Raw genomic sequence first — 19,221 nt, 5'->3', positions numbered from 1 at the left:
GGACGGCCGGCCCGGTGTCGGCTACTGGGGCGGTTTCGGGCGGCCCAGGACCAGGATCTTGATGGCGAGGACCGCCGCGCCCCGGGCCCAGTCGTTGAAGTCGGAGATCTTGGTCTCCAGGGCGACCGGTTCCGCGAGGGGGTGACGGTTGGCGGTGATCGCCTCGTTGATCGCCGGGTTCGCCACCTCGACCAGGCCCACGCCCTCCCCCGCGAGCAGGATCTTCTGCGGCATGACGAAGTTGGCGATCTGCGCCACCACCGTGCCGAGCGCGCGCGCCGCCTCGTCGATCACGCGGGTCGCCATGGGGTCGCCCGCGGCGGCGAGGGTAAGGATCTCGTCGTATGTGTGGTTCCGGCCGGTGGCCGCCGCGACCTGGTGGCGGATGCTCGGGATGGAGAGCAGCGCGGTGGCGCTGCCGCGGTCGCCGTCCGGGGTGAGGGGGCCGTTCGGGTTGACGATCCAGCGGCGGCCGATGCCCCGGATGTCGTCGCCGGAGCGGACCAGTTGGCCGCCGATGACCAGGCCGTAGCCGACCCCGGCGCCGATGGTGAGGACGACGAAGCGGTCGAGGCCGCGGCCGGCGCCGAACCATGCCTCCGACTCGACCAGCGCGGCCACGTCGTTCTCGACCACGACGGGCAGGTCCGTGCGCTGTTCGAGGAGGTCGACGAAGGGGACGCCGTCCCAGCCGAGGAAGGGCGAGGTGACCGTACGGTCGGGGCCGACGACATAGCCGCCGAGGCCCACGCCGATACCGGCGAGGCGCGGGAAGTCCGCCGCGAAGTCCGTGGTCATCGCGTGCAGGAGGCCGGCCACGTCTGCCGGTTCGCGGGTCGGGAGGGGAAGGGCGCGGGCGGCGACGACATCGCTCTTGAGGGTGGTGACGACTCCGTAGACCGTGTCCTCGGTGATCTTGAACCCGGCGAAGAAGCGGGAGTCCGCGACGATGTCCAGCGGCTGGGAGGGGCGGCCCTGCCGGGTGGTGGGGGCCGGGATCCTCGCGTCGGGGGGAGGGACCTTGACCGCGGGGAACGCCGGGGCCGCTGCCGGGGCCGGACCCGGTCCCTGTACCGGTCCCGGGAGGGGGAAAGAGGCCGGGGCAGCGGCCGGGGCCGGGTCCTCCACCAGCAGGCCCGATTCGATCAGCGGTTTGGTGAGCCGGGTGAGGCTGCCCGCCGACAGGTTCAGCTTCCTCGCGATCTCGCTGCGCGACACCGGCCCGTGCGTCAGCACCTCGATCGCCACGGCCCGCTCGGCGGGGCTCAGTGGTGCCCAACTCGCGGCAGGCATACGCGCGTTCCCCTTGTTCCCGTCGCTCCCATGGGAGTCCATGGCGGTGCTCCCGGTTCATCGTAGCCAGGATCAGGGCGCCCATTTTATTTCACTGCGGAAGGAAGGCAACCCCTGTACCGATAATTTGAGCGCTTGAATTCACGTACGCAGACCCCTTGACGCGGCGATTGTTCCAGGACGAAAGTAACCCCCACCTCCGAGGACGAGTCATGGACAAGGGAGTCTCAGATGACTGTCGCCTCACACGGCGCGCCACCAGGCCCAGCGGCGCCCGGTACCAAGGTGATACCGAAGACCGCGCACGGCAAGAACACCGGCAGCAAAGGCAGCGGCAGAGGCAAGGGCACGGGCACGGGCAAGGACACCGATGGCGGTGGACGCGGGGACGGGCTCCTCGCGGGGTTCTTCATCGCTCCCGCCCTGCTCGGCTTCCTGGTCTTCCTCCTCTGGCCCACCGTGCGCGGCATCTATCTGAGCTTCACCCGCTACAACCTGCTCACCCCCGCCGAGTGGGTGGGCCTGGACAACTACCGCCGGATGATCAACGACCCCATCTTCTGGGAGTCCTTGCGCGTCACCGTCGAGTACGTCCTCATCAACATCGGTGTACAGACGGTCGCCGCCCTCTGCATCGCCGTCCTCATGCAGCGGCTGACCAACTCGTCCTTCCTGCGCTCCGTCGTGCTCACGCCCTACCTCGTCTCGAACGTCGTCGCGGGCATCGTCTTCCTCTGGATCCTCGACACGCAGATCGGCATCGGCAACGAGATCCTGGGGGCGTTCGGCTTCGACCACATCGCCTTCCTCGCGAGCGAGGAATGGGTCATCCCCAGCATCGCGATGATCAACGTATGGCGGCACGTCGGCTACACGGCCCTGCTGCTCTTCGCCGGGCTCCAGGCCATCCCCGGCGATGTGTACGAGGCCGCGCGGATGGACGGCGCCGGGGAGCTGCGGATGTTCTGGCGGATCTCCCTGCCGCTGCTGCGCCCGGTGCTCGCGGTCGTCCTGATCATGACGGTCATCGGGTCGTTCCAGGTCTTCGACACCGTTGCGGTGGCCACGCCGGGCCCCGGCGGCCCGGCCAACGCGAGCAATGTGCTCCAGCTCTACATCTACGACTCGGCGTTCGGGCGGTTCCAGTTCGGCTACGCGTCCGCCATGTCCGTGGCGCTGCTGGCGGTCCTGAGCGTGATCACGATCATCCAGTACCGGGTCACCCGGGCCGGCGAGACGGACCTCGGCTGATGCGCCCCCGCCCCGGGGCCGATGCGCCCCGTCCGCACGCGGACGCGACCTGTCCGCAGACCGACGTGGCCCCGCCCGTGCTCACGTACGCACGCGCGCACGAAGGAGTTGAGTCGTGGCTGTCCTGACCCCCGCGCCCGCCGACACGCCCGCGCCCACCCCCGTAACCCCGACCGCGAAGCCCGTACGGCGCCGCCGGCCGTCGCCCGGCCGGATCGTGGCCTGGGCGGTGATGGTCGCGATCGTGCTGATCACCCTGCTGCCCTTCTACTGGATCGCGCGGACGGCCCTCTCCACCAACTCCGCGCTCACCACCGACCCGGCCAACCCCCTTCCCGTGGACTTCGGCTGGGGCGGCTTCGAGCGGGTCTTCGGGCTCCAGAGCACCAAGGAGGCGCTGGCGCAGGGCGGTGCGGGCGGCTCGCTGAACTTCTGGCGCTACCTCTTCAACTCGACCGTGGTGGCCACGCTGGTGACGGTGTGCCAGGTGATGTTCTCCGCCATGGCCGCGTACGCCTTCGCCCGGCTGCGCTGGCGCGGCAGGGACCGGGTCTTCGGGCTCTTCCTCGCCGGGCTGATGGTGCCGACCATCTTCACCCTCCTGCCGAACTTCATCCTGATCAAGGAACTCGGCCTGGTGGACACCCTCCTCGGGATCGCCCTGCCGACGATGTTCATGACGCCGTTCGCGGTCTTCTTCCTGCGGCAGTTCTTCATGAACCTGCCCCGGGAACTGGAGGAGGCCGCGCTGCTGGACGGTGCCGGAAAGATACGGATCTTCTTCCGGCTCTCCCTGCCGATGGCGTCCGCGCCGATGGCCACCCTGGGCGTCCTCACGTACATCACGGCGTGGAACGACTACTTCTGGCCGCTGATGGTCTCGTACAGCGACAGCTCGCGCGTACTGACCGTGGCCCTGTCGATCTTCCGGTCGCAGACCCCGCAGACGGGCACGGACTGGGCCGGGCTGATGGCCGCGACGCTGGTCGCCGCCCTGCCGATGCTCGTGCTCTTCGGCGTCTTCGCGCGGCGGATCGTCAACTCCATCGGCTTCAGCGGGCTCAAGTGACCATTTTCCCGACGGCCACACGTAAAGAGGTTGGCGTTGTGCGCAGCTCTTCCCATGGACTCTCCCACCGGCTTTCCGACCGGTTCCCCCATCGGCTTTCCGACCGGCTCTCTCCTCGGCTCTCCCGGCGTTCGGCCGCTCTCGTCGGCGCCGTGTCCCTCTCGCTCCTCGCCGCCGGGTGCGGCTCCGGGTCCTCCTCGACCTCCGCCTCTCCCGACACGGTCTCGTACTGGCTCTGGGACTCCAGCCAGTTGCCCGCGTACCAGGAGTGCGCGAAGGGTTTCCAGAAGGCGAACCCGGGCGTCAGGGTCAACCTCTCCCAGATCGGCTGGGACGACTACTGGACCAAGCTCACCGCCAGCATGATCGCGGGCACGGAGCCGGACGTCTTCACCGACCACATCACCAAGTTCGCGCAATTCGCCGACCTGGACGTGCTCGCCCCGCTGGACGAACTGCCCGCCACCCGGTCCATCAAGGACTCCGACTACCAGCCCGGTCTCGCCGCCTCCTGGATCGGCCAGGACGGCCACCGCTACGGCGCGCCCAAGGACTGGGACACCGTCGCGATGTTCTACGACAAGAAGAAGACCGACGCCGCCGGGGTCTCCGCCGAGACCCTGAACACCCTCGACTGGAACCCGGTCGACGGCGGCACCTTCGAGAAGACCATCGCCCGCCTCACCGTCGACACCAAGGGCCGGCGCGGCGACCAGCCCGGCTTCGACAAGAACCACGTCAAGACGTACGGGCTGGCCAGCAACGACGCGGGAATGGCCGACGGCCAGACCCAGTGGAGCGCCTTCACCGGTTCGGCCGGGTGGAACTACACCGACAAGAAGGCGTGGGGGACGCACTACAACTACGACCAAAAGGCGTTCCAGTCCACGATCGAGTGGTACTTCGGCCTCGCCAAGAAGGGCTACCTCGCCCCGTACACGGTCTTCTCGCAGTCCAACCAGTCCGACGTACAGCTCAGTTCGGGCAAGGCGGCCATCGCGCTGCACGGTTCCTGGATGACCAAGGCCATCCACGGCTTCAAGGGGATCGAGGCGCGCACCGCCCTGACCCCCGTCGGCCCCTCCGGGAAGCGCGCCACCATGCAGAACGGGCTCGCCGACTCCCTCACCAAGCGCGGCGCGAAGAAACCGGCCGCCCAGAAGTGGGTGGCGTACCTCGCCTCCGACGCCTGTCAGACGGTGGTCGGGCAGCAGGGCATCGTCTTCCCTGCCACCAAGGCGGGTACGGAGGCGGCGATAGCCGCGTACCGGAAGCAGGGCATCGATGTCACGGCCTTCACCCGGCCGGTCGCGGACGGGACGACGTTCTCGTTCCCGATCACCAACTACGCGGCGGACGTCAGCGGCCTCATGCGGCCGGCCATGCAGGACGTGTACGCGAACGGCGCTCCGGTGGGCAGTCTCACCACGACCAACCGGCAGATCAACCTCATCCTCTCGCAGGGCGACTGAGCACGAGCACCAACACGAGCCCGACACCAACACCGGCACCAACACCGGCCTCGGGTCTCCGGTCTCCGCCCGAACATCACCACCCCCATCCCCCACCACTGTGAAAGGTGTGTCATGTCCTTCTCCCTTGGCATCGTCGGCGCCGGCCAGTTCGCAGGGCAGTTCGCGAAGCTCTGGCGCCTCCACCCCGGCGTCGGCGACATCTTCGCCACCGATCTGCTCCCCGAGCGGGCCGAGAAGCTCGTCGCGGACCACGACCTCGCCGGCACCCTGCCGTCCTTCGACGCCGTGCTCGACTCGGACGTCGACGCGGTCGCGATCTTCACCCAGCGCTGGACGCACGGCCCGCTCGTCGTCAAGGCGCTGCGCGCCGGGAAGCACGTGTACTCGGCGGTGCCGATGGCGATCTCCGAGGAGGAGATCGCCGCCATCATCGAGGCGGTACGGGAGACCGGCCTGACGTACATGATGGGCGAGACCAGCCAGTACAACCCGGCCACCGTGTACGCCCGTAACCAGGTCGCGGACGGTGCCTTCGGCCGGATCTTCCACGCCGAGGGCGACTACGTCCACGACATGGACCTGGGCTTCTACGAGGCGTACCAGTACAGCGGCGGCGAGGACTGGAAGTCGACCGCCAGCTACCCGCCCCTCCTCTACCCGACCCACTCGGTGGGCGGGGTGCTCGGCGCCTGGCGGACGCACGCGGTGAGCGTCTCCGCGATCGGGGTCAAGGACGAGCGGGGGGACGGGGTCTTCGACAAGGACGTCAGCCAGTTCGACAACGACTTCTCCAACGCCACGGCGCTCTTCGAGGTCGCGGGCGGCGGTTCGTTCCGTATCAACGAGTTCCGGCGCGTGGGCTACCCGTCGCACATCCGGGAGTCGCGCTTCCGGTTCTTCGGTACGGAGGGGAGCCTGGAGCAGCTCGCCACGGTCAGCATGTGGCAGGACAAGAAGGGGGTCCAGGACGTGACGGACCACCTCCAGCCGAAGCCCACGCTCTCCCCGGACGACCCGTCGCTGGAACACGTGTCGCCGGCGCTGCGGGACGCCTTCACGTCGGGGTCGGCGCCGGTGCACGACCGGTCGCGGCTGCCTGAGGAGTTCACCAACGTGGTCAACGGCCATGAGGGAAGCCACCACTTCCTCGCGGACGACTTCGTGACCGCCGTCAGTACGGGCACCCTCCCGCCGGTCAACGCGTGGGTCGCGGCGCGCTACACCCTGCCGGGGATCGTCGCGCACGCGTCGGCGCTCAAGGGCGGGGAACGGCTCCCGATCCCGGACTTCGGGGACGCTCCGGAGCAGTAGGAGGGGCTGTCGCCGCGCTGGTGGGGGCCGGCCGGGCGCGTACGGTCGGCTTGCCGCGTACGGTCGGTCGGCCCCCGTACGGTCAGCGGACCGCGTACGGTCGGCCGGGCGCGTACGGTCGGCCCCCACCCGTCTGGAGAACGCCTGCTCAGTCGAGGACCGCGGTGGCTTCCACCTCGACCAGATGCCCGGGTACGTCCAGGGCCGCGACGCCCACCAGCGTGCCCGGCGCCATCGGGGTGATCCCCAGTTTCTCCGCCGCCCGCGCGAGCCCCTCCAGGAACCGGGGCATCTTGTCGGGGGTCCAGTCGACGACGTACACGGTCAGCTTCGCCACGTCGTCGAAGGAACCGCCCGCCGCGGCCAGCGCGGTGCCGACGTTGAGGTAGCACCGCTCGACCTGCGCGGCGAGGTCGCCTTCGCCGACCGTGACGCCGTCGGCGTCCCAGGCGACCTGCCCGGCGATGAAGACCAGCTTCGAGCCGGTCGCGATCGCCACCTGCCGGTAGACGTCGATCTCCGGCAGTCCTTCGGGGTTCACCAGGGTGATGGCCATGCCGCCCGCCTCCTCGTCCCGACCGGGATGCCTCCGACGGCGACAACCTCGGTCTCTTGTGGTTACTCAGGAACCGTAGGAGAGTATGCGCTGACATGGAAGAACGCACTTTTCGGTAACAGAGGAACCTGATGGTGACCAAGCAGTTCAGCGGCTCGCCCGACGACGCGGACCTGAGACGCGCCGACTCGCTGGCACGGGAGATCTTCTCCGACATCGCCAACAAGTGGGCGCTCCTGATCATCGAAGCCCTGGGGGAACGCACCCTGCGCTTCGGCGAGGTGCGCAAGGAGGTCGAGGGCATCAGCCACAAGATGCTCACCCAGAACCTGCGCATGATGGAGCGCAACGGCCTGGTCGAGCGGACGGTGCACCCCACCGTGCCGCCGCGGGTCGAGTACACCCTCACCGAGCCGGGGCGGGCGCTGCGGGCGACGGTCGACGCGATGTGCGACTGGACGCACCGGTACCTCGGTCACATCGAGGCTTCCCGCGCCGAGGCGTCCCACAGCGGCACCGAAGCCTGACGGATCCTCTTCTCAGATCCTCGCCAGCCGGGCCGCGAGCGCGCGCAGCCCGTCCAGCCGGTGCGCGTCGTACGCGAACGAGAGACGGTGCCCCTTGCGCGGGATGATCGTCACGCGGGGGCGCACACCGTCGCTGAACTCCAGCCGGGGCTCCTGCCAGATGTGGTAGCGGTGGGTCTCCTCAAGCCCGAACACCTCCAGCACGCTGCCGTCGAAGACGAGCAAGGCGTTGTCGTTCGCTTGCGCCTCGTACCAAAGCATGGACGGGAGGCTAGACGAGCAAGGGCCGGTCCTGGCAAGCGGGGTGCGCCCCTCCCGGGATCCCGGGAGGGGCGCACACAGGACGGGCACCGGACAGACACGCCGACACCGGGATCAACTCGGCATCAACTCACCGTCAACTCACGTCAGCTCACCGGCTGCCGCTCCGGGGCCGCCTCCGCCTCCGCCTGCGCGGCCTTCGCCGCCTCCCGCCGGTCGGCCAGCGCGCTGCCGACGAAGACCGCCACCAGCGAGGCGAGGATCCCCACGATCACCGCGGTCTGGCCCCACCCTGCGGCGCTGCCGAGCAGGAAGCCGGAGACGCCGAAGTCCGCGTCGGAGAAGGTGGAGTTGGCCAGGCCGACATCGCCCAGGAAGGGCAGGACGAGGAGCGGCAGGAAGGTGATCATCAGGCCGTTGGCCATGGCGCCGAGCACCGCGCCGCGCCGGCCGCCGGTCGCGTTGCCGATGACGCCGGACGCGGCGCCCGTCATGAAGTGCGCGACGATGCCGGGGATGATGATCGTCCCGCCGACCGCGACCAGCACGCCCATGCCGATCAGGCCGCCGACGAAGCTGGCGAGGAAGCCGATCAGCACGGCGTTCGGGGCGAAGGTGAAGACGATCGGGACGTCGAGCGCGGGCTTGGCGTTGGGGACCAGCTTCTCGGAGATGCCCTTGAACGCGGGGATGATCTCGGCGAGTACGACCCGGACACCGGCCAGGATGATGAAGACACCGGCGGAGAACTTCCCGGCCTGCATGACCGCCCACAGCAGGTACCACTGGCCGCCGCTCAGCTTGTCCTCGACGTATCCGGCGCCCGCGATCAGGGTCACGAGCAGGTAGATGACGCCCATCGACACGGCGATGACGACCGTGGTGTCGCGCAGGAAGCCGAGGTTCTTGGGGATCTTCAGGTCCTCGGTGGACTTCTTGGTGTCCCCCAGGAACTTGCCGACCAGACCACTGGTGGCGATGCCGAAGTTGCCGGTGTGACCGAGGGCCACGTTGTCCTGCTGGGTGACCCGCCGCATCCACGGCTGCACCAGCGCGGGCGAGAGCGTGGTGACGAGGCCCTGGGCGACCGCGCCCCAGAGCACGGCCTGCCAGGTGCTGAAGCCGTTGGCGATGAGGATCACGGCGATCATCGCGGAGAGGTAGAGCGCGACATGGCCGGACATGTAGATGAACTTGAACCGGGTGAAGCGCGCCAGCAGGACGTTGACGACCATGCCGAAGAAGAAGATCAGCGCGGCCTGCGAGCCGTAGTCCGTGAGGACCTTGCCGACGATCGCCTCGTTGTTCGGTACGACGCCCTGGACGCCGAAGGCGTGCTGGAACATGTCGCCGAAGGGGGTGAGGGAGTCGGAGACGACGCCCGCGCCCGCCGCCAGCACCAGGAATCCGACGAACGCCTTGATCGTGCCCTTGAGTGTGTCGGAGAGGGACTTGCGCTGGAGCACGAGCCCCAGCAGAGCGATCAGCCCGATGATGACGGACGGCTCACGGAAGATGTCGAGCAGGGTGTTCAGAACGCTGTTCATGGGCGGAAACGCCTCTCCACGGGCACGGCGGAGCCGAGGTCGGTGTGGTGGGGTTGCTGTGGATCGCCGCGGTGGTGCACGCGGGCCACGACGGGGCAGGACGCCGGCGGTGGGTCTCCGCCGCACCGGACGCATGGCGCATGACGCCTGCCACATGACGCGCACGGCGCATGGCACATGGTCCGGTCGAGGACGTTCCTGGGACGGTGGTACGGGTTACGGAGTTACGGGGCTACCCGGGCTACCGGGCTACGGAGTTGAAGCGCTGCGGGTGGAACGCACGGAACGTACGGAACGCAGGGAACGCACGGAACGTACGGGCGGTCAGAGCAGCCCGTGCCGCCCGGCCGCGGCCTTGACCGCGTCGCGCAGCTCGTCCTTGTCGATGATGCTGTTGAGCACCACGACATCGCCGAGCCCCTGGGCGGCGTCCTCCAGGTCCTTCGCGACGAAGAACACATCGGCGCTCGAAGGTCCCGCGGAGCTGATGTCGGTGTGTTCCACCGTGACATCCGGGAGCTGGAGCTCCCGCACGATGTCCTCGATGTTCATCCGCACCATGAAACTGCTGCCGAGCCCGGTGCTGCACATGGCCAGGAACTTCGTCATTTCGAAGCACGCTCCTCGAATCGAGTGATCAGCTTGGTGACATCGGCCGCGGAACGCGCGTCGCGCAGCGCTTCGCGGGTCTCCGTGTCCGAGAGGATGCGGGCCAGTGACGCCATGGCCCGGCTGTGCGCGGCGGTGTCGGCCGCCGCGAAGCAGAAGTAGAGGTCGACCGCGTGCTCGGGCAGGTCCAGCAGGGGTGCGGGCCGCTCGGTGAGCCGCAGCATCGAGATCGCGGTCCGTACGGCACCGGCCTCGGGCCGGGCGTGGGCCAGGGCGATGCCGTACCCGAGGTTGATGTACGTACCGCCCGCCGCGATCGAGTCGATCATGGCGTCGACATAGCCGGGGGTGATGTCACCGGCGGTGAGAAGGGGTTCCGCGACCTGGGCGACGGCCTGGCGCCAGTCCAGGACCTCACTGGAGAAACGTATCTTCTCCTCGGTCAGCAGTTCGCTGAGCATGTGCAGCACACTCCGTACGTTTACTCGGCCACCCGGCGCCGGCCCGGCGCCGGTACGCTCACTCGGCGTCGGCGATGATGTCGAAGGACAGCTCCGCCGTCTCCGGCAGGAACTTCGACGTCCCGTGGATCACGGGCTTCCTGTTGAGGTCGAACACCCGTGAGGTCGCGAGCAGCAGGGGCGACCCCTCCTCGACCCCCAGCAGCTCCGCCTCGCGCCGGTCACACGTGTGCAGCCCGACGACGATCTCGTTCCGTGCGAGCAGCACGTCGTGGTGTGCCCGCAGGTGGGCGTAGAGCGAGGTGGTGGTGAAGTCCGCGGTCAGGACGTCCGCGAACCGCTCCTCCTCGACGTACGACTCCGCGAGGTGGTGCACCACACCGTTCACCCGGCGCAGCCGCTCCAACCGTACGACCGACGCGGCCGGGCTGATGTCCAGCGCCGCGGCGAGCCGCGCGCCCGCGCGCGCCCGTTTCTGGACGAGCACCTCGGAGGTGACCTCGTGGCCCTGCCGGCTCATCTGGGTGAAGAAGCCGGTGACCTCGCTGACGAACCGCTCGCGGTGCTTCAGCGCGTACCGCGGCCGGGTGACGAAGGTGCCCCGGCCGTGCTCACGGATGAGGTGTCCGTCGTTGACCAGTTCCTCGACCGCGCGGCGCAGTGTGATGCGGCTCACCGCGTACTCCTCGCAGAGTGCCGCCTCCGGGGGGAGCTGCCCGCCCACGGGGAGACCGCTCACCCGGCGCAGCAGGTGGTCCCGCACCTGTGCGTACTTGTGCTCGGCCATCCATGGTCTCCTCATCGAGTCCCTGTGTCGTCAAGACGTCATAATGACCAGAACCCCAGAAGACGTCAATAGGCAATTTTCACGTAACACGCCGGACGTCTGGAGGGAGCTTGATCAGCCCAGGAGCACGCCACCAGGGGTGGGTTACGTTGTCCGAAGTCATCATGACGACATGACCTCCAAGGAGCTGCCGTGACCGCCCTCTCCCCCTCCCCTTCCCCCGCCCCCGTGTTCGGCGCGGCGGACCGCCGGGCCGTGGCCGTGGCGCGGGCCCTCGCGATGGACGCCGTGGAGGCCGCCGGATCGGGACACCCCGGCACCGCGCTCGCCCTCGCGCCCGTCGCGCATCTGCTCTTCCAGCGGCACATACGCCACGACCCGGCGGACGCCGCGTGGGAGGGCCGGGACCGCTTCGTCCTCTCCTGCGGGCACGCCAGCATCCTTCAGTACACGCAGCTCCATCTCACCGGCTACGGACTGGAGTTGGCCGACCTCCGGCGCTTCCGCCAGCTCGGCTCGCTGACCCCGGGCCACCCCGAACTCGGCCACACCACCGGAGTCGAGACGACGACGGGACCGCTCGGCCAGGGCGTGGCCACCGCCGTGGGCATGGCGATGGCGCTCAAGCGCGACGAGTCCAGGCTGACGGGCACACGGACGGGGGCGGGCACGGACGCGGGGACGGCCAGTGGCGCGGGCACCGGTGCCGTCCCGCCCGGAGACGGGGACAGGGTCGCGCCCGACGAGATCCCGGACCGCAGGGTCTGGGTCCTGTGCTCCGACGGCGACCTCCAGGAGGGCATCTCGTACGAGGCGGGCGCGCTCGCCGGGCGGCACCGCCTGGACAACCTCGTCGTCATCTGGGACGACAACAGCATCCAGATCGAGGGCTCCACCGACCTGACGACCCGTGAGGACACCGCCGCGCGCTTCGCCGCGCAGGGCTGGTCCGTCCAGCACGTGGGGCTCGGCGCGGACGGCGACATCGACACCGACGCCCTCGACGCCGCGCTCACCGCCGCCTCGACCGGCGCGGCGCACGGCGGGCGGCCCAGCCTGATCGTGCTGACGTCGCAGATCGCCTGGCCCGCGCCGCACGCCACCAACACCCCCGCCTCGCACGGCGCACCGCTCGGCGCCGCCGAAGTCGCCGCGACGAAGGCGCTGTTGGGCGTGGCGGAGGAGCCGTTCACCGTCCCGGCGGACGTCCTGGAACACACCAGGGGCGCCCTCACCCGGGGCGCCGCGCTGCACCACGCCTGGGACAAGGCGCTGGAGCAGTGGGCCCTGGCCCACCCCGAACGCGCCGCCGCCCGCGCCCGCGCGATCCGCCCGCTCGACCCGGCCGACACCGCCGACGCGCTGCCCGCCTTCACCCCCGGCTCCGCGATCGCACCGCGCGACGCGTCGGGCACCGTCATCCAGGCGCTGGCGGAGCGCTTCCCGCGGCTCTGGGGCGGCAGCGCCGACCTGGGCGACTCGAACCGTACGACGATCACGTCCGGCGGCTCCTTCCTCCCCGCCGACGAACAGGATCCCGAAGGGAGTTCGGGCCTCTCCGGACGCAACATCCACTGGGGGGTACGGGAGCACGCGATGGCCGCCGCGCTGAACGGCATCGCCATCGTCGGCTACGACACCCCCTTCGCCGGGACGTTCCTCGTCTTCAGCGACTACGAACGCCCCTCGCTGCGCCTCGCCTCCCTCATGCGGCTGCCCGTCGTCCACGTCTGGTCGCACGACTCCGTGGCGCTCGGCGCCGACGGCCCCACCCACCAGCCGGTCGAACACCTCGCCTCGCTGCGCGCCATGCCCGGCCTCTCGGTGGTCCGCCCGGCCGACGCCAACGAGACCGCCGCCGCCTGGCACGCCGCCCTCGGCCGCCGGGGCCCGGTCGGCCTCGTCCTCGCCCGCCAGGCGCTGCCGGTGCAGTCCACCGAACCGGCGGCGGTACGGGAGGGCGTCGCGCGCGGCGCGTACGTGGTGGCCGACGCGCCCGGCACTACGGAGGTCCTGCTGCTGGCGAGCGGCAGCGAGGTCGCGCTCGCGCTGGCGGCCCGGGAGGAGTTGGCCGGCCGGGGGATCGGCGCCCGGGTGGTCTCCGTACCGTGCAAGGACTGGTTCACCGAACAGGACGCCGCGTACCGCGACGCCGTCCTGCCGCCGGCCGTACGCGCCCGGGTGGTGGTCGAGGCGGCGACGGTCTTCGGCTGGCACGACCTGATCGGGGACGCCGGACGGGCCGTCACCGTCGAGGGGTTCGGCACCTCGGCGTCCGCGTCGGACGCGATGACGGCGCTGGGCATGACCCGGGAAGCGGTCGTCGCGGCGGCCGTCGACTCGCTCGGCGCGGCGGCGGCGTCCCGGTGACACCTGGGACGTAGGCGGCGCAGGAGGCGCAGGCAGCGTGGGCGGCGTACGAGCGGGCGGGACCCCCAGCAGGAGGTCCCGCCCCACCGTCAACGGATGATCATGCAGCCATGGGTGATGCGGCCATGGGTGATGCCGTAACGGGTCGTACGGCCGGGCTCAGAAGCGGTCCGGGGCGCGCTGCGGGAGCGGGGACCCGGGGAGCAGGTCCCGCTTCTGGTTCTTCCGTGCCTCCGCGTTCGAGTCGGCCGTCGCCTCGCACGTGACGTCCTTCGCCGGGAGCTTGCCGGTGAGCAGGTAGTCGTTGACCGTACCGTCCGTGCACGCGTTGCCGTTCGGGTAGACGCCATGGCCCTCGCCGCCGAGGACGGTGAGCATCTTCGAGCCCTTCAGAACGGAGTGCAGGGCCTGACCGCTGGCCAGCGGGGTCTGCGAGTCCCACTCGTTCTGGACGACCAGGGAGCCGACCTTGTTGTTCACCTTGGTCGCCGGTTCCACGGACGTGTCCCAGAACGCACAGGGCTTGATGCTGGACGCGAAGTCACCGAAGAGCGGATAACGGGCCTTGTCCTCGATGGCGTCCCGCCGGTAGCTCTCCGGATCGCGGGACCACACGGCCGAGTTGTCGCCGCACACCACGGCCAGCATGCTCGCCGTCATGTTGTCGGACGGTATCTCGGCGGCGCGGGCGGCACCCGCGCTGCCCTCCGTACCGGCGGCGCCCGCCGTACCGGCCCCCTCGGATCCGGTGAACGCCGCGAGCTTCTCCGCGGAGGCGGGCTCACCGGCCGCGGCCTTCTTCAGCTCCACGACGCCCTCGGTGGCGTACTGCGGGGTGAAGACCGCCGCGCGGATACCGCTGCGGATGTCGTCGCCGGTGTTCGCCCAGCCGTCCATCTCGATGGGCTTCTCGTCCGCCTGCGCGACCAGGTCCCAGAAGGTCCGCTCGACCTCCTTCGGGGTGTCACCGAGGCCGTACTCCTCCGAACGCGCGGCGGCCCACTCGGTCCACCGGTCGAACGCGGGCTCGGCGCCCTCGGCCCACCACTGGATCATCCCCCGCCAGGCGCGCGCCGGATCGATCGCGCTGTCCAGCACGAACCGGTCGGCCCGGCCCGGGAACAACTGGGTGTAGACGGAGCCCAGGTAGGTGCCGTACGAGTACCCCACGTACGAGATCTTCTTCTCACCCAGGATCGCCCGGAGCAGATCCATGTCGCGCGCGGTGTTGCGCGTGGTGATGTGCGGGAGCGTGTCGCCCGCCTTCTCCTTGCACTTGTTCGCGACGTCGCGGGCCCAGGCGATGTCCTTGGCGAACGTCTCCTCCTTGTACGGCCGCAGCCAGTTCTCCTCCTCCGGCTCCAGATCGCAGGAGACCGGGCTGCTCTTCCCCACACCGCGCGGGTCGAAGCCGATGAGGTCGTACTTCTGCCGCGTGGACTCGGGGAGCCTCTCCTGCATCCCCATCGGCATGTAGAGCCCCTGTCCCCCGGGGCCGCCGGGGTTGGCGAGCAGGACACCGTGCCGCTTGTCGGGCGCGGTGCTCCTGATCCGGGATATGGCCAGGTCGATCCGCTTGCCCCCGGGTGCCCGGTAGTCCAGCGGGACCTTGATCGTGGCGCACTCGAACTCCGCCGGGGCGTCGGCGAGGCACCGCTTCCACTGCGGCTTCTGCTGCACATACCGGTCCAGCGCGCTCTTGGCGGCAGACGAGGAGGCCGGCGCGGCCGTCACGGGGGAGGCGGCCGGAGCGGCGGTGGCCGTCGAGGTGGCGAGCACGGGAGCCAGCGTCGCCGTCACACTCACGGCCAACAGGGGCGCGAGACGTCGTCTGCGCACGATTATCGATCCTTCCGGTCACACGTTCGGACAGGAAAGATCTTTCAGGAACGGGCTCCCTTCCGGATCGGCCGCCGGGCTGCACCTCCCGTACGTCCAGGGAATGACACAACAGTCGCGAGTGGTCCGGAAGTTGTAGACCCCGGACCGGGTGACGGCCGGGACAACGGCCCGGGTGACGACACCCGACGTGGTCTGTTATTCCGTAATAGCGTAACATTCACTTCATGCCTGATGACTCCCTGCTGGAGCGCTTCGCCGCGCTCGAAGAACGAGTGTCACAACTGGAGTCGGGACCGCCGACGCCCCGGGACGAGGTGTTCTGGGCGCTTGAGGGGCTGCGCCGGCGGCTCACCGGGGACGGTCAGGTGCTGTTCACCGGAGCCCTGGACCTGCCCACAGGCGAACACTACGAATGGCAGCAGGGCGCGGTGGCGGAGGAGCTGCTCGAAGCGGACTGGGCGGATCACGCCGCGCCGTACGCCGCCCTGGGGCACCCCGCGCGGCTCACCCTGCTGCGCGCGGTGCTGCGAGGAACCCGGACCGCGGCCGAGCTGCAGGAGAGCGCCGGGCTGAACACCACCGGGCAGCTCTACCACCACCTCAAACAACTCACCTCCACCGGCTGGCTCCAGGCCGAGGGGCGTGGGCACTACCAGGTGCCCGCGGGCCGAGTGGTGCCGCTTCTCGTGCTGCTGTCCGCGGTGGTGCCGGCACCGGACCCGACGACAAGGAGTGGTTCATGAACCGACGGAAGTTTCTGGGCTCGATGACAGCCGGAGCCGGCGTGTCGCTGATACCCGGGAGCGCCCTGGCGGCCGGGAACACCACAGCGGCCGGGAACGCCACGGCGACCAGCAACACCAGGACGGCCAGGGGCGACCTGGCTGCGCGAGTACGGCCGTACCTGGACCGCGCACTGACCGCCGGCAGCCCGAGCGTGGTGTGCGGAGTCATCCGCGGCACGCACCGGTACACGGCGGGCGCGGCCCAGGACGGACCCGCACCGGGCGGCAGGACGGTGTTCCAGCTCGGCTCGATCGGCAAGACCCTCACCGCCACCGCCCTCGCGCGCGCCGTGTCTGCGGGCAGGGCCCGCCTCGACACACCGCTTGTTCTGCCCCCCGGCTTCCCCGTCCCGCGCAAGGGCCCCCGGCGGATCACCCTGGCCGACCTGGCGACCCACTCCTCCGGTCTGCCCTCGCTGCCCCCGAACCTCCTGGCGGAAGCGGATCCCTACAACCCGTACGCGCACTACACGCTGGACGACCTGGCCACCGGCCTGGCCGGGACGACGCTGAGCACCGAGCCGGGCAGCACCTACCACTACTCGAACCTCGGGTTCGGCCTGCTCGGACAGTGGCTGGCCTTCGACGACGTGGACGCGATGCTGAGGCGCGCGGTGACCGCGCCACTGCGCCTGCGCGACACGACGACGACCCTAAGGCCGGACATGGCCTCCCGCAAGGCCGTCGGCCATCTCGCCGGGGAGCCCGTTCCCGACTGGAAGGATCACGTCCACACCGGCGCGGGCACCTCCATCTACAGCACCGCCGACGACATGCTCCGCTACCTCGACGCCCAACTCCGCCCGGAGCACTCGCCGTTGCGCGACGCGATCGAACTGACCCAGCGCCCCCGCTTCACCGTCGACCCGAGCCTGCGACTCGGCCTCGGCTGGCACCTCAGCACACTGCCCGACGGCCGGTCGATGACCTGGCACAACGGCAGCACCGGCGGATTCAGCACCTGCGCGGCGTTCAGCAGGAAGAGCGGGACGGCGGTGGTGATGATGACGAACACCTTCGGCGAGGCAACCGACGGCGAGCCCCGCCCGGTCGACGCCCTGACCTTCGCCCTGCTCGCCGAACTCGACGAGGTCTGACCTCTTCCGCAAGGCCACGAGGGCAGCCCGAACAACGGGGATCCCCCTGACGTACCGGGCCGCCCCACGGACGGAAGCCTGGACGGACCCTTGAGGAATCCTTGCTAGAAAGGCGGGGGCCGGTTCCGGTCACCTCAAGCGAGTCGTCGACAGGCCGGGAGCAGGCGTGACAGGGCACGGGATACCCGACGAGTACATGGAGGGGTACGCCCGCATCCTCGTGGCGGTCGCCGCCACCGGGCGCCGGCTCAGCCGGGAGGAGTTGCTGGCCCGGCGTGAGCTGGGGGAGCAGGCGGCCGAGGCCGGGTTCGCTTTGCGGGCGCTCGTCGGGGCGCATCTGTCGACGGCGCGGGAGCACTGGCCCGTCGGCCGGGGGGACGGCGGTACCGCGGACAGTGTGCTCGCCGCCGTCGAGCAGGCCGTGGACGCGTTCGCCGAGGGGTACGAGCGGGCGCAGCGGCTCGCCGTGCGCCAGGAGGCCGCCGCGCGGCGGGAGTTCATCGACGACCTGCTGTACGGGCGCAGCGATCTGGGGCGGCTGTCGGAGCGCGCCGAGCGGTTCGGGCTTCGGCTGTCGTACGAGCACGCCGTGGCGGTCGCGGAGGGGTGGGTCGCGTACGACGAGGGGGACGCCGTACCGCGCTCCGTGGAGCAGGCTCTGATCGGGCGGTTCGGGGACCGCAGTGTGCTGCTCACGACCAAGGCGGGGCGGCTGGTGTGCATCGCGCCCGGTGATCAGGGCGAGGTGCTGACGTACTTCGCCAAGCAGGCGTTCGCGGCGACGGACGGCGGCCGGGTCGCCGTCGGCCGGCCGCAGCCGGGGGTGGGCGGGGTGGTGCAGTCGTACGAGGAGGCGCTGAGCGTGCTCGACCTCGCCGAGCGGCTCGATCTGGACGGCCCCGTGCTGCGCGCCGCCGATCTGCTGGTCTATCCGGTGCTGACGCGCGACCGGCAGGCCATGACGGACCTGGTGCTGAACACGCTCGGCCCGCTGGAGGCGGCGCGCGGCGGCGCCGGGCCGCTGCTCGAAACGCTGTCCGTCTACTTCGACGCGGGGTGTGTGGCGGCGGAGGCGGCGCGGCGGCTGTCCCTGAGCGTACGGGCGCTGACGTACCGCCTGGAACGGATCCACCGGCTCACCGGGGCCGACCCGGGCGATCCGATGCACCGTTACGCCTTGCAGACGGCCGTGATCGGGGCCAGGCTCATGGACTGGCCGGCCAAATCCTTCTGAGACGTTCCGGGAACCGAACGGCGATCCGCCCGGGACCTCCGGAACGTCCGCGCGGCTACCGGCATTAAGAACGCGTTAAGACTGCCGGAAAACGGCAATGTCGAGTTCCGGTCAAACATGCGACTATGGGGCCCTGGCCGAGGACATCGCGCCAGTGGGGGAGGTTGTTCCCATGACCTTGTTTCTTGGTATCGGCATCGCGGGGATCGCGCTGCTCGTCCTGTCGCTGATCTTCGACGGGGTGCTCGAAGGGCTCTTCGACGGGGTGGGGGTCCTGGACGGACTCTTCGACGGTCTGCTCTCGCTGCCCGTGATCGCCGGATTCGTGTCGATGCTCGGCTTCGGTGGCGCGCTCGTCCTCGGCACCACTCAACTCGGTACCGGCCCGGCCGTCGCTGTGGGGGCGGCGGCCGGTGTCGGTGCCGGCTGGCTGACCTGGAAGTTCAGCAGGGCGCTGATGCGCGACCAGACGTCCGTCACCCCGCGCGGCGACGACCTCGTCGGCTCGTCGGGCACGGTGGTCACGGCGATTCCGGCCACCGGGTACGGCGAGGTGCTGCTGCGGCTCGGCGGGCAGCCGGTGAAGTTCTCCGCCAAGTGCGCGGAGCCGGTGGCGTACGGCACGGAGATCTGGGTGGAGGCGACGCTCTCGGCGAGTTCCGTCTCCGTACGCCCGGTCCAGCGCTGACCGTTCGCCGGGCCCGGCGCCTCGCCGGCACACTCCCCCACCCTTAGTACATTGCGCG

General features: G+C 70.1%; 18 protein-coding genes. 10 read left to right on the top strand and 8 right to left on the bottom strand.

The window, feature by feature from the left end:
* Positions 1-21 precede the first annotated feature (21 nt).
* Positions 22-1,293 carry an ROK family protein gene (locus tag ACIO3P_RS13065; RefSeq protein WP_401849239.1) on the bottom strand — a complete coding sequence of 424 codons (1,272 nt, stop codon included), beginning with the start codon at positions 1,291-1,293 and terminating at the stop codon, positions 22-24.
* Positions 1,294-1,524: 231 nt separating this feature from the next.
* Between ACIO3P_RS13065 and ACIO3P_RS13060 the strand changes: the two genes are divergently transcribed.
* From ACIO3P_RS13060 to ACIO3P_RS13045, 4 genes are all read left to right on the top strand, one after another.
* Positions 1,525-2,544, top strand: coding sequence for a sugar ABC transporter permease (locus tag ACIO3P_RS13060; RefSeq protein ID WP_329824329.1), 1,020 nt, complete (start codon positions 1,525-1,527; stop codon positions 2,542-2,544).
* A 115-nt stretch (positions 2,545-2,659) separates the two neighbouring features.
* Positions 2,660-3,613, top strand: coding sequence for a carbohydrate ABC transporter permease (locus ACIO3P_RS13055; RefSeq protein ID WP_401849238.1), 954 nt, complete (start codon positions 2,660-2,662; stop codon positions 3,611-3,613).
* A gap of 152 nt (positions 3,614-3,765) precedes the next feature.
* A complete protein-coding gene (locus ACIO3P_RS13050; protein ID WP_329824330.1) occupies positions 3,766-5,085 on the top strand; it encodes a sugar ABC transporter substrate-binding protein in 1,320 nt (439 codons plus the stop codon).
* Positions 5,086-5,199: 114 nt separating this feature from the next.
* Positions 5,200-6,399, top strand: a complete 1,200-nt coding sequence (locus tag ACIO3P_RS13045; protein WP_401849236.1) for a Gfo/Idh/MocA family protein — start codon at positions 5,200-5,202, stop codon at positions 6,397-6,399.
* 148 nt (positions 6,400-6,547) lie between these two features.
* On the opposite strand, the gene ACIO3P_RS13040 is transcribed toward ACIO3P_RS13045, so the two are convergent.
* Positions 6,548-6,955 carry a RidA family protein gene (locus ACIO3P_RS13040; RefSeq protein ID WP_329824332.1) on the bottom strand — a complete coding sequence of 136 codons (408 nt, stop codon included), beginning with the start codon at positions 6,953-6,955 and terminating at the stop codon, positions 6,548-6,550.
* Positions 6,956-7,086: 131 nt separating this feature from the next.
* On the opposite strand from ACIO3P_RS13040, the gene ACIO3P_RS13035 reads away from it, so the two are divergent.
* Positions 7,087-7,482, top strand: a complete 396-nt coding sequence (locus tag ACIO3P_RS13035) for a helix-turn-helix domain-containing protein (RefSeq protein WP_329824333.1) — start codon at positions 7,087-7,089, stop codon at positions 7,480-7,482.
* 12 nt (positions 7,483-7,494) lie between these two features.
* On the opposite strand, the gene ACIO3P_RS13030 is transcribed toward ACIO3P_RS13035, so the two are convergent.
* From ACIO3P_RS13030 to ACIO3P_RS13010, 5 genes are all read right to left on the bottom strand, one after another.
* Positions 7,495-7,743: a hypothetical protein gene (locus ACIO3P_RS13030; protein WP_329824334.1), complete on the bottom strand. Its 249-nt coding sequence runs from the start codon at positions 7,741-7,743 to the stop codon at positions 7,495-7,497.
* A gap of 146 nt (positions 7,744-7,889) precedes the next feature.
* The gene (locus tag ACIO3P_RS13025; protein ID WP_329824335.1) at positions 7,890-9,290 is read right to left on the bottom strand and encodes a PTS ascorbate transporter subunit IIC; all 1,401 of its coding nucleotides are present in this window, start codon (positions 9,288-9,290) and stop codon (positions 7,890-7,892) included.
* Between the two features lie 324 nt (positions 9,291-9,614).
* Positions 9,615-9,899, bottom strand: coding sequence for a PTS sugar transporter subunit IIB (locus ACIO3P_RS13020; protein WP_329824336.1), 285 nt, complete (start codon positions 9,897-9,899; stop codon positions 9,615-9,617).
* On the bottom strand, positions 9,896-10,360 hold the full coding sequence (locus tag ACIO3P_RS13015) for a PTS sugar transporter subunit IIA (protein WP_329824337.1): 465 nt from the start codon (positions 10,358-10,360) through the stop codon (positions 9,896-9,898). Before ACIO3P_RS13015 ends, ACIO3P_RS13020 begins: the two co-directional genes overlap by 4 nt.
* A 58-nt stretch (positions 10,361-10,418) precedes the next feature.
* Positions 10,419-11,147 carry a GntR family transcriptional regulator gene (locus ACIO3P_RS13010; RefSeq protein WP_329824338.1) on the bottom strand — a complete coding sequence of 243 codons (729 nt, stop codon included), beginning with the start codon at positions 11,145-11,147 and terminating at the stop codon, positions 10,419-10,421.
* 279 nt (positions 11,148-11,426) lie between these two features.
* On the opposite strand from ACIO3P_RS13010, the gene ACIO3P_RS13005 reads away from it, so the two are divergent.
* Complete coding sequence (locus ACIO3P_RS13005; protein ID WP_401849541.1) at positions 11,427-13,517, top strand: transketolase family protein; 2,091 nt, start codon at positions 11,427-11,429, stop codon at positions 13,515-13,517.
* Between the two features lie 159 nt (positions 13,518-13,676).
* Here ACIO3P_RS13005 and ACIO3P_RS13000 read toward each other — a convergent pair whose 3' ends face one another.
* Positions 13,677-15,356 carry an alpha/beta hydrolase gene (locus ACIO3P_RS13000; RefSeq protein WP_329824339.1) on the bottom strand — a complete coding sequence of 560 codons (1,680 nt, stop codon included), beginning with the start codon at positions 15,354-15,356 and terminating at the stop codon, positions 13,677-13,679.
* A 227-nt stretch (positions 15,357-15,583) separates the two neighbouring features.
* On the opposite strand from ACIO3P_RS13000, the gene ACIO3P_RS12995 reads away from it, so the two are divergent.
* The 4 genes from ACIO3P_RS12995 to ACIO3P_RS12980 all read left to right on the top strand — a co-directional run bounded on the left by ACIO3P_RS12995 (position 15,584) and on the right by ACIO3P_RS12980 (position 19,163).
* The gene (locus tag ACIO3P_RS12995) at positions 15,584-16,102 is read left to right on the top strand and encodes a winged helix-turn-helix domain-containing protein (RefSeq protein WP_329824340.1); all 519 of its coding nucleotides are present in this window, start codon (positions 15,584-15,586) and stop codon (positions 16,100-16,102) included.
* Positions 16,099-17,241 (top strand): serine hydrolase domain-containing protein, encoded by a 1,143-nt coding sequence (locus ACIO3P_RS12990; RefSeq protein ID WP_401849234.1) that lies wholly within the window; start codon positions 16,099-16,101, stop codon positions 17,239-17,241. The genes ACIO3P_RS12995 and ACIO3P_RS12990 overlap by 4 nt, the downstream gene beginning before the upstream one ends.
* Before the next feature lie 166 nt (positions 17,242-17,407).
* Entirely contained in the window at positions 17,408-18,475 is a 1,068-nt protein-coding gene (locus ACIO3P_RS12985; RefSeq protein WP_329824346.1) for a helix-turn-helix domain-containing protein, read from the top strand.
* Between the two features lie 172 nt (positions 18,476-18,647).
* Entirely contained in the window at positions 18,648-19,163 is a 516-nt protein-coding gene (locus ACIO3P_RS12980) for a hypothetical protein (RefSeq protein WP_329824347.1), read from the top strand.
* Positions 19,164-19,221 lie beyond the last annotated feature (58 nt).

The organism is Streptomyces sp. NPDC087310 (assembly GCF_044744405.1).
Taxonomy (GTDB): Bacteria; Actinomycetota; Actinomycetes; order Streptomycetales; family Streptomycetaceae; genus Streptomyces.
This window is presented reverse-complemented; position numbering and strand designations above follow the sequence as displayed.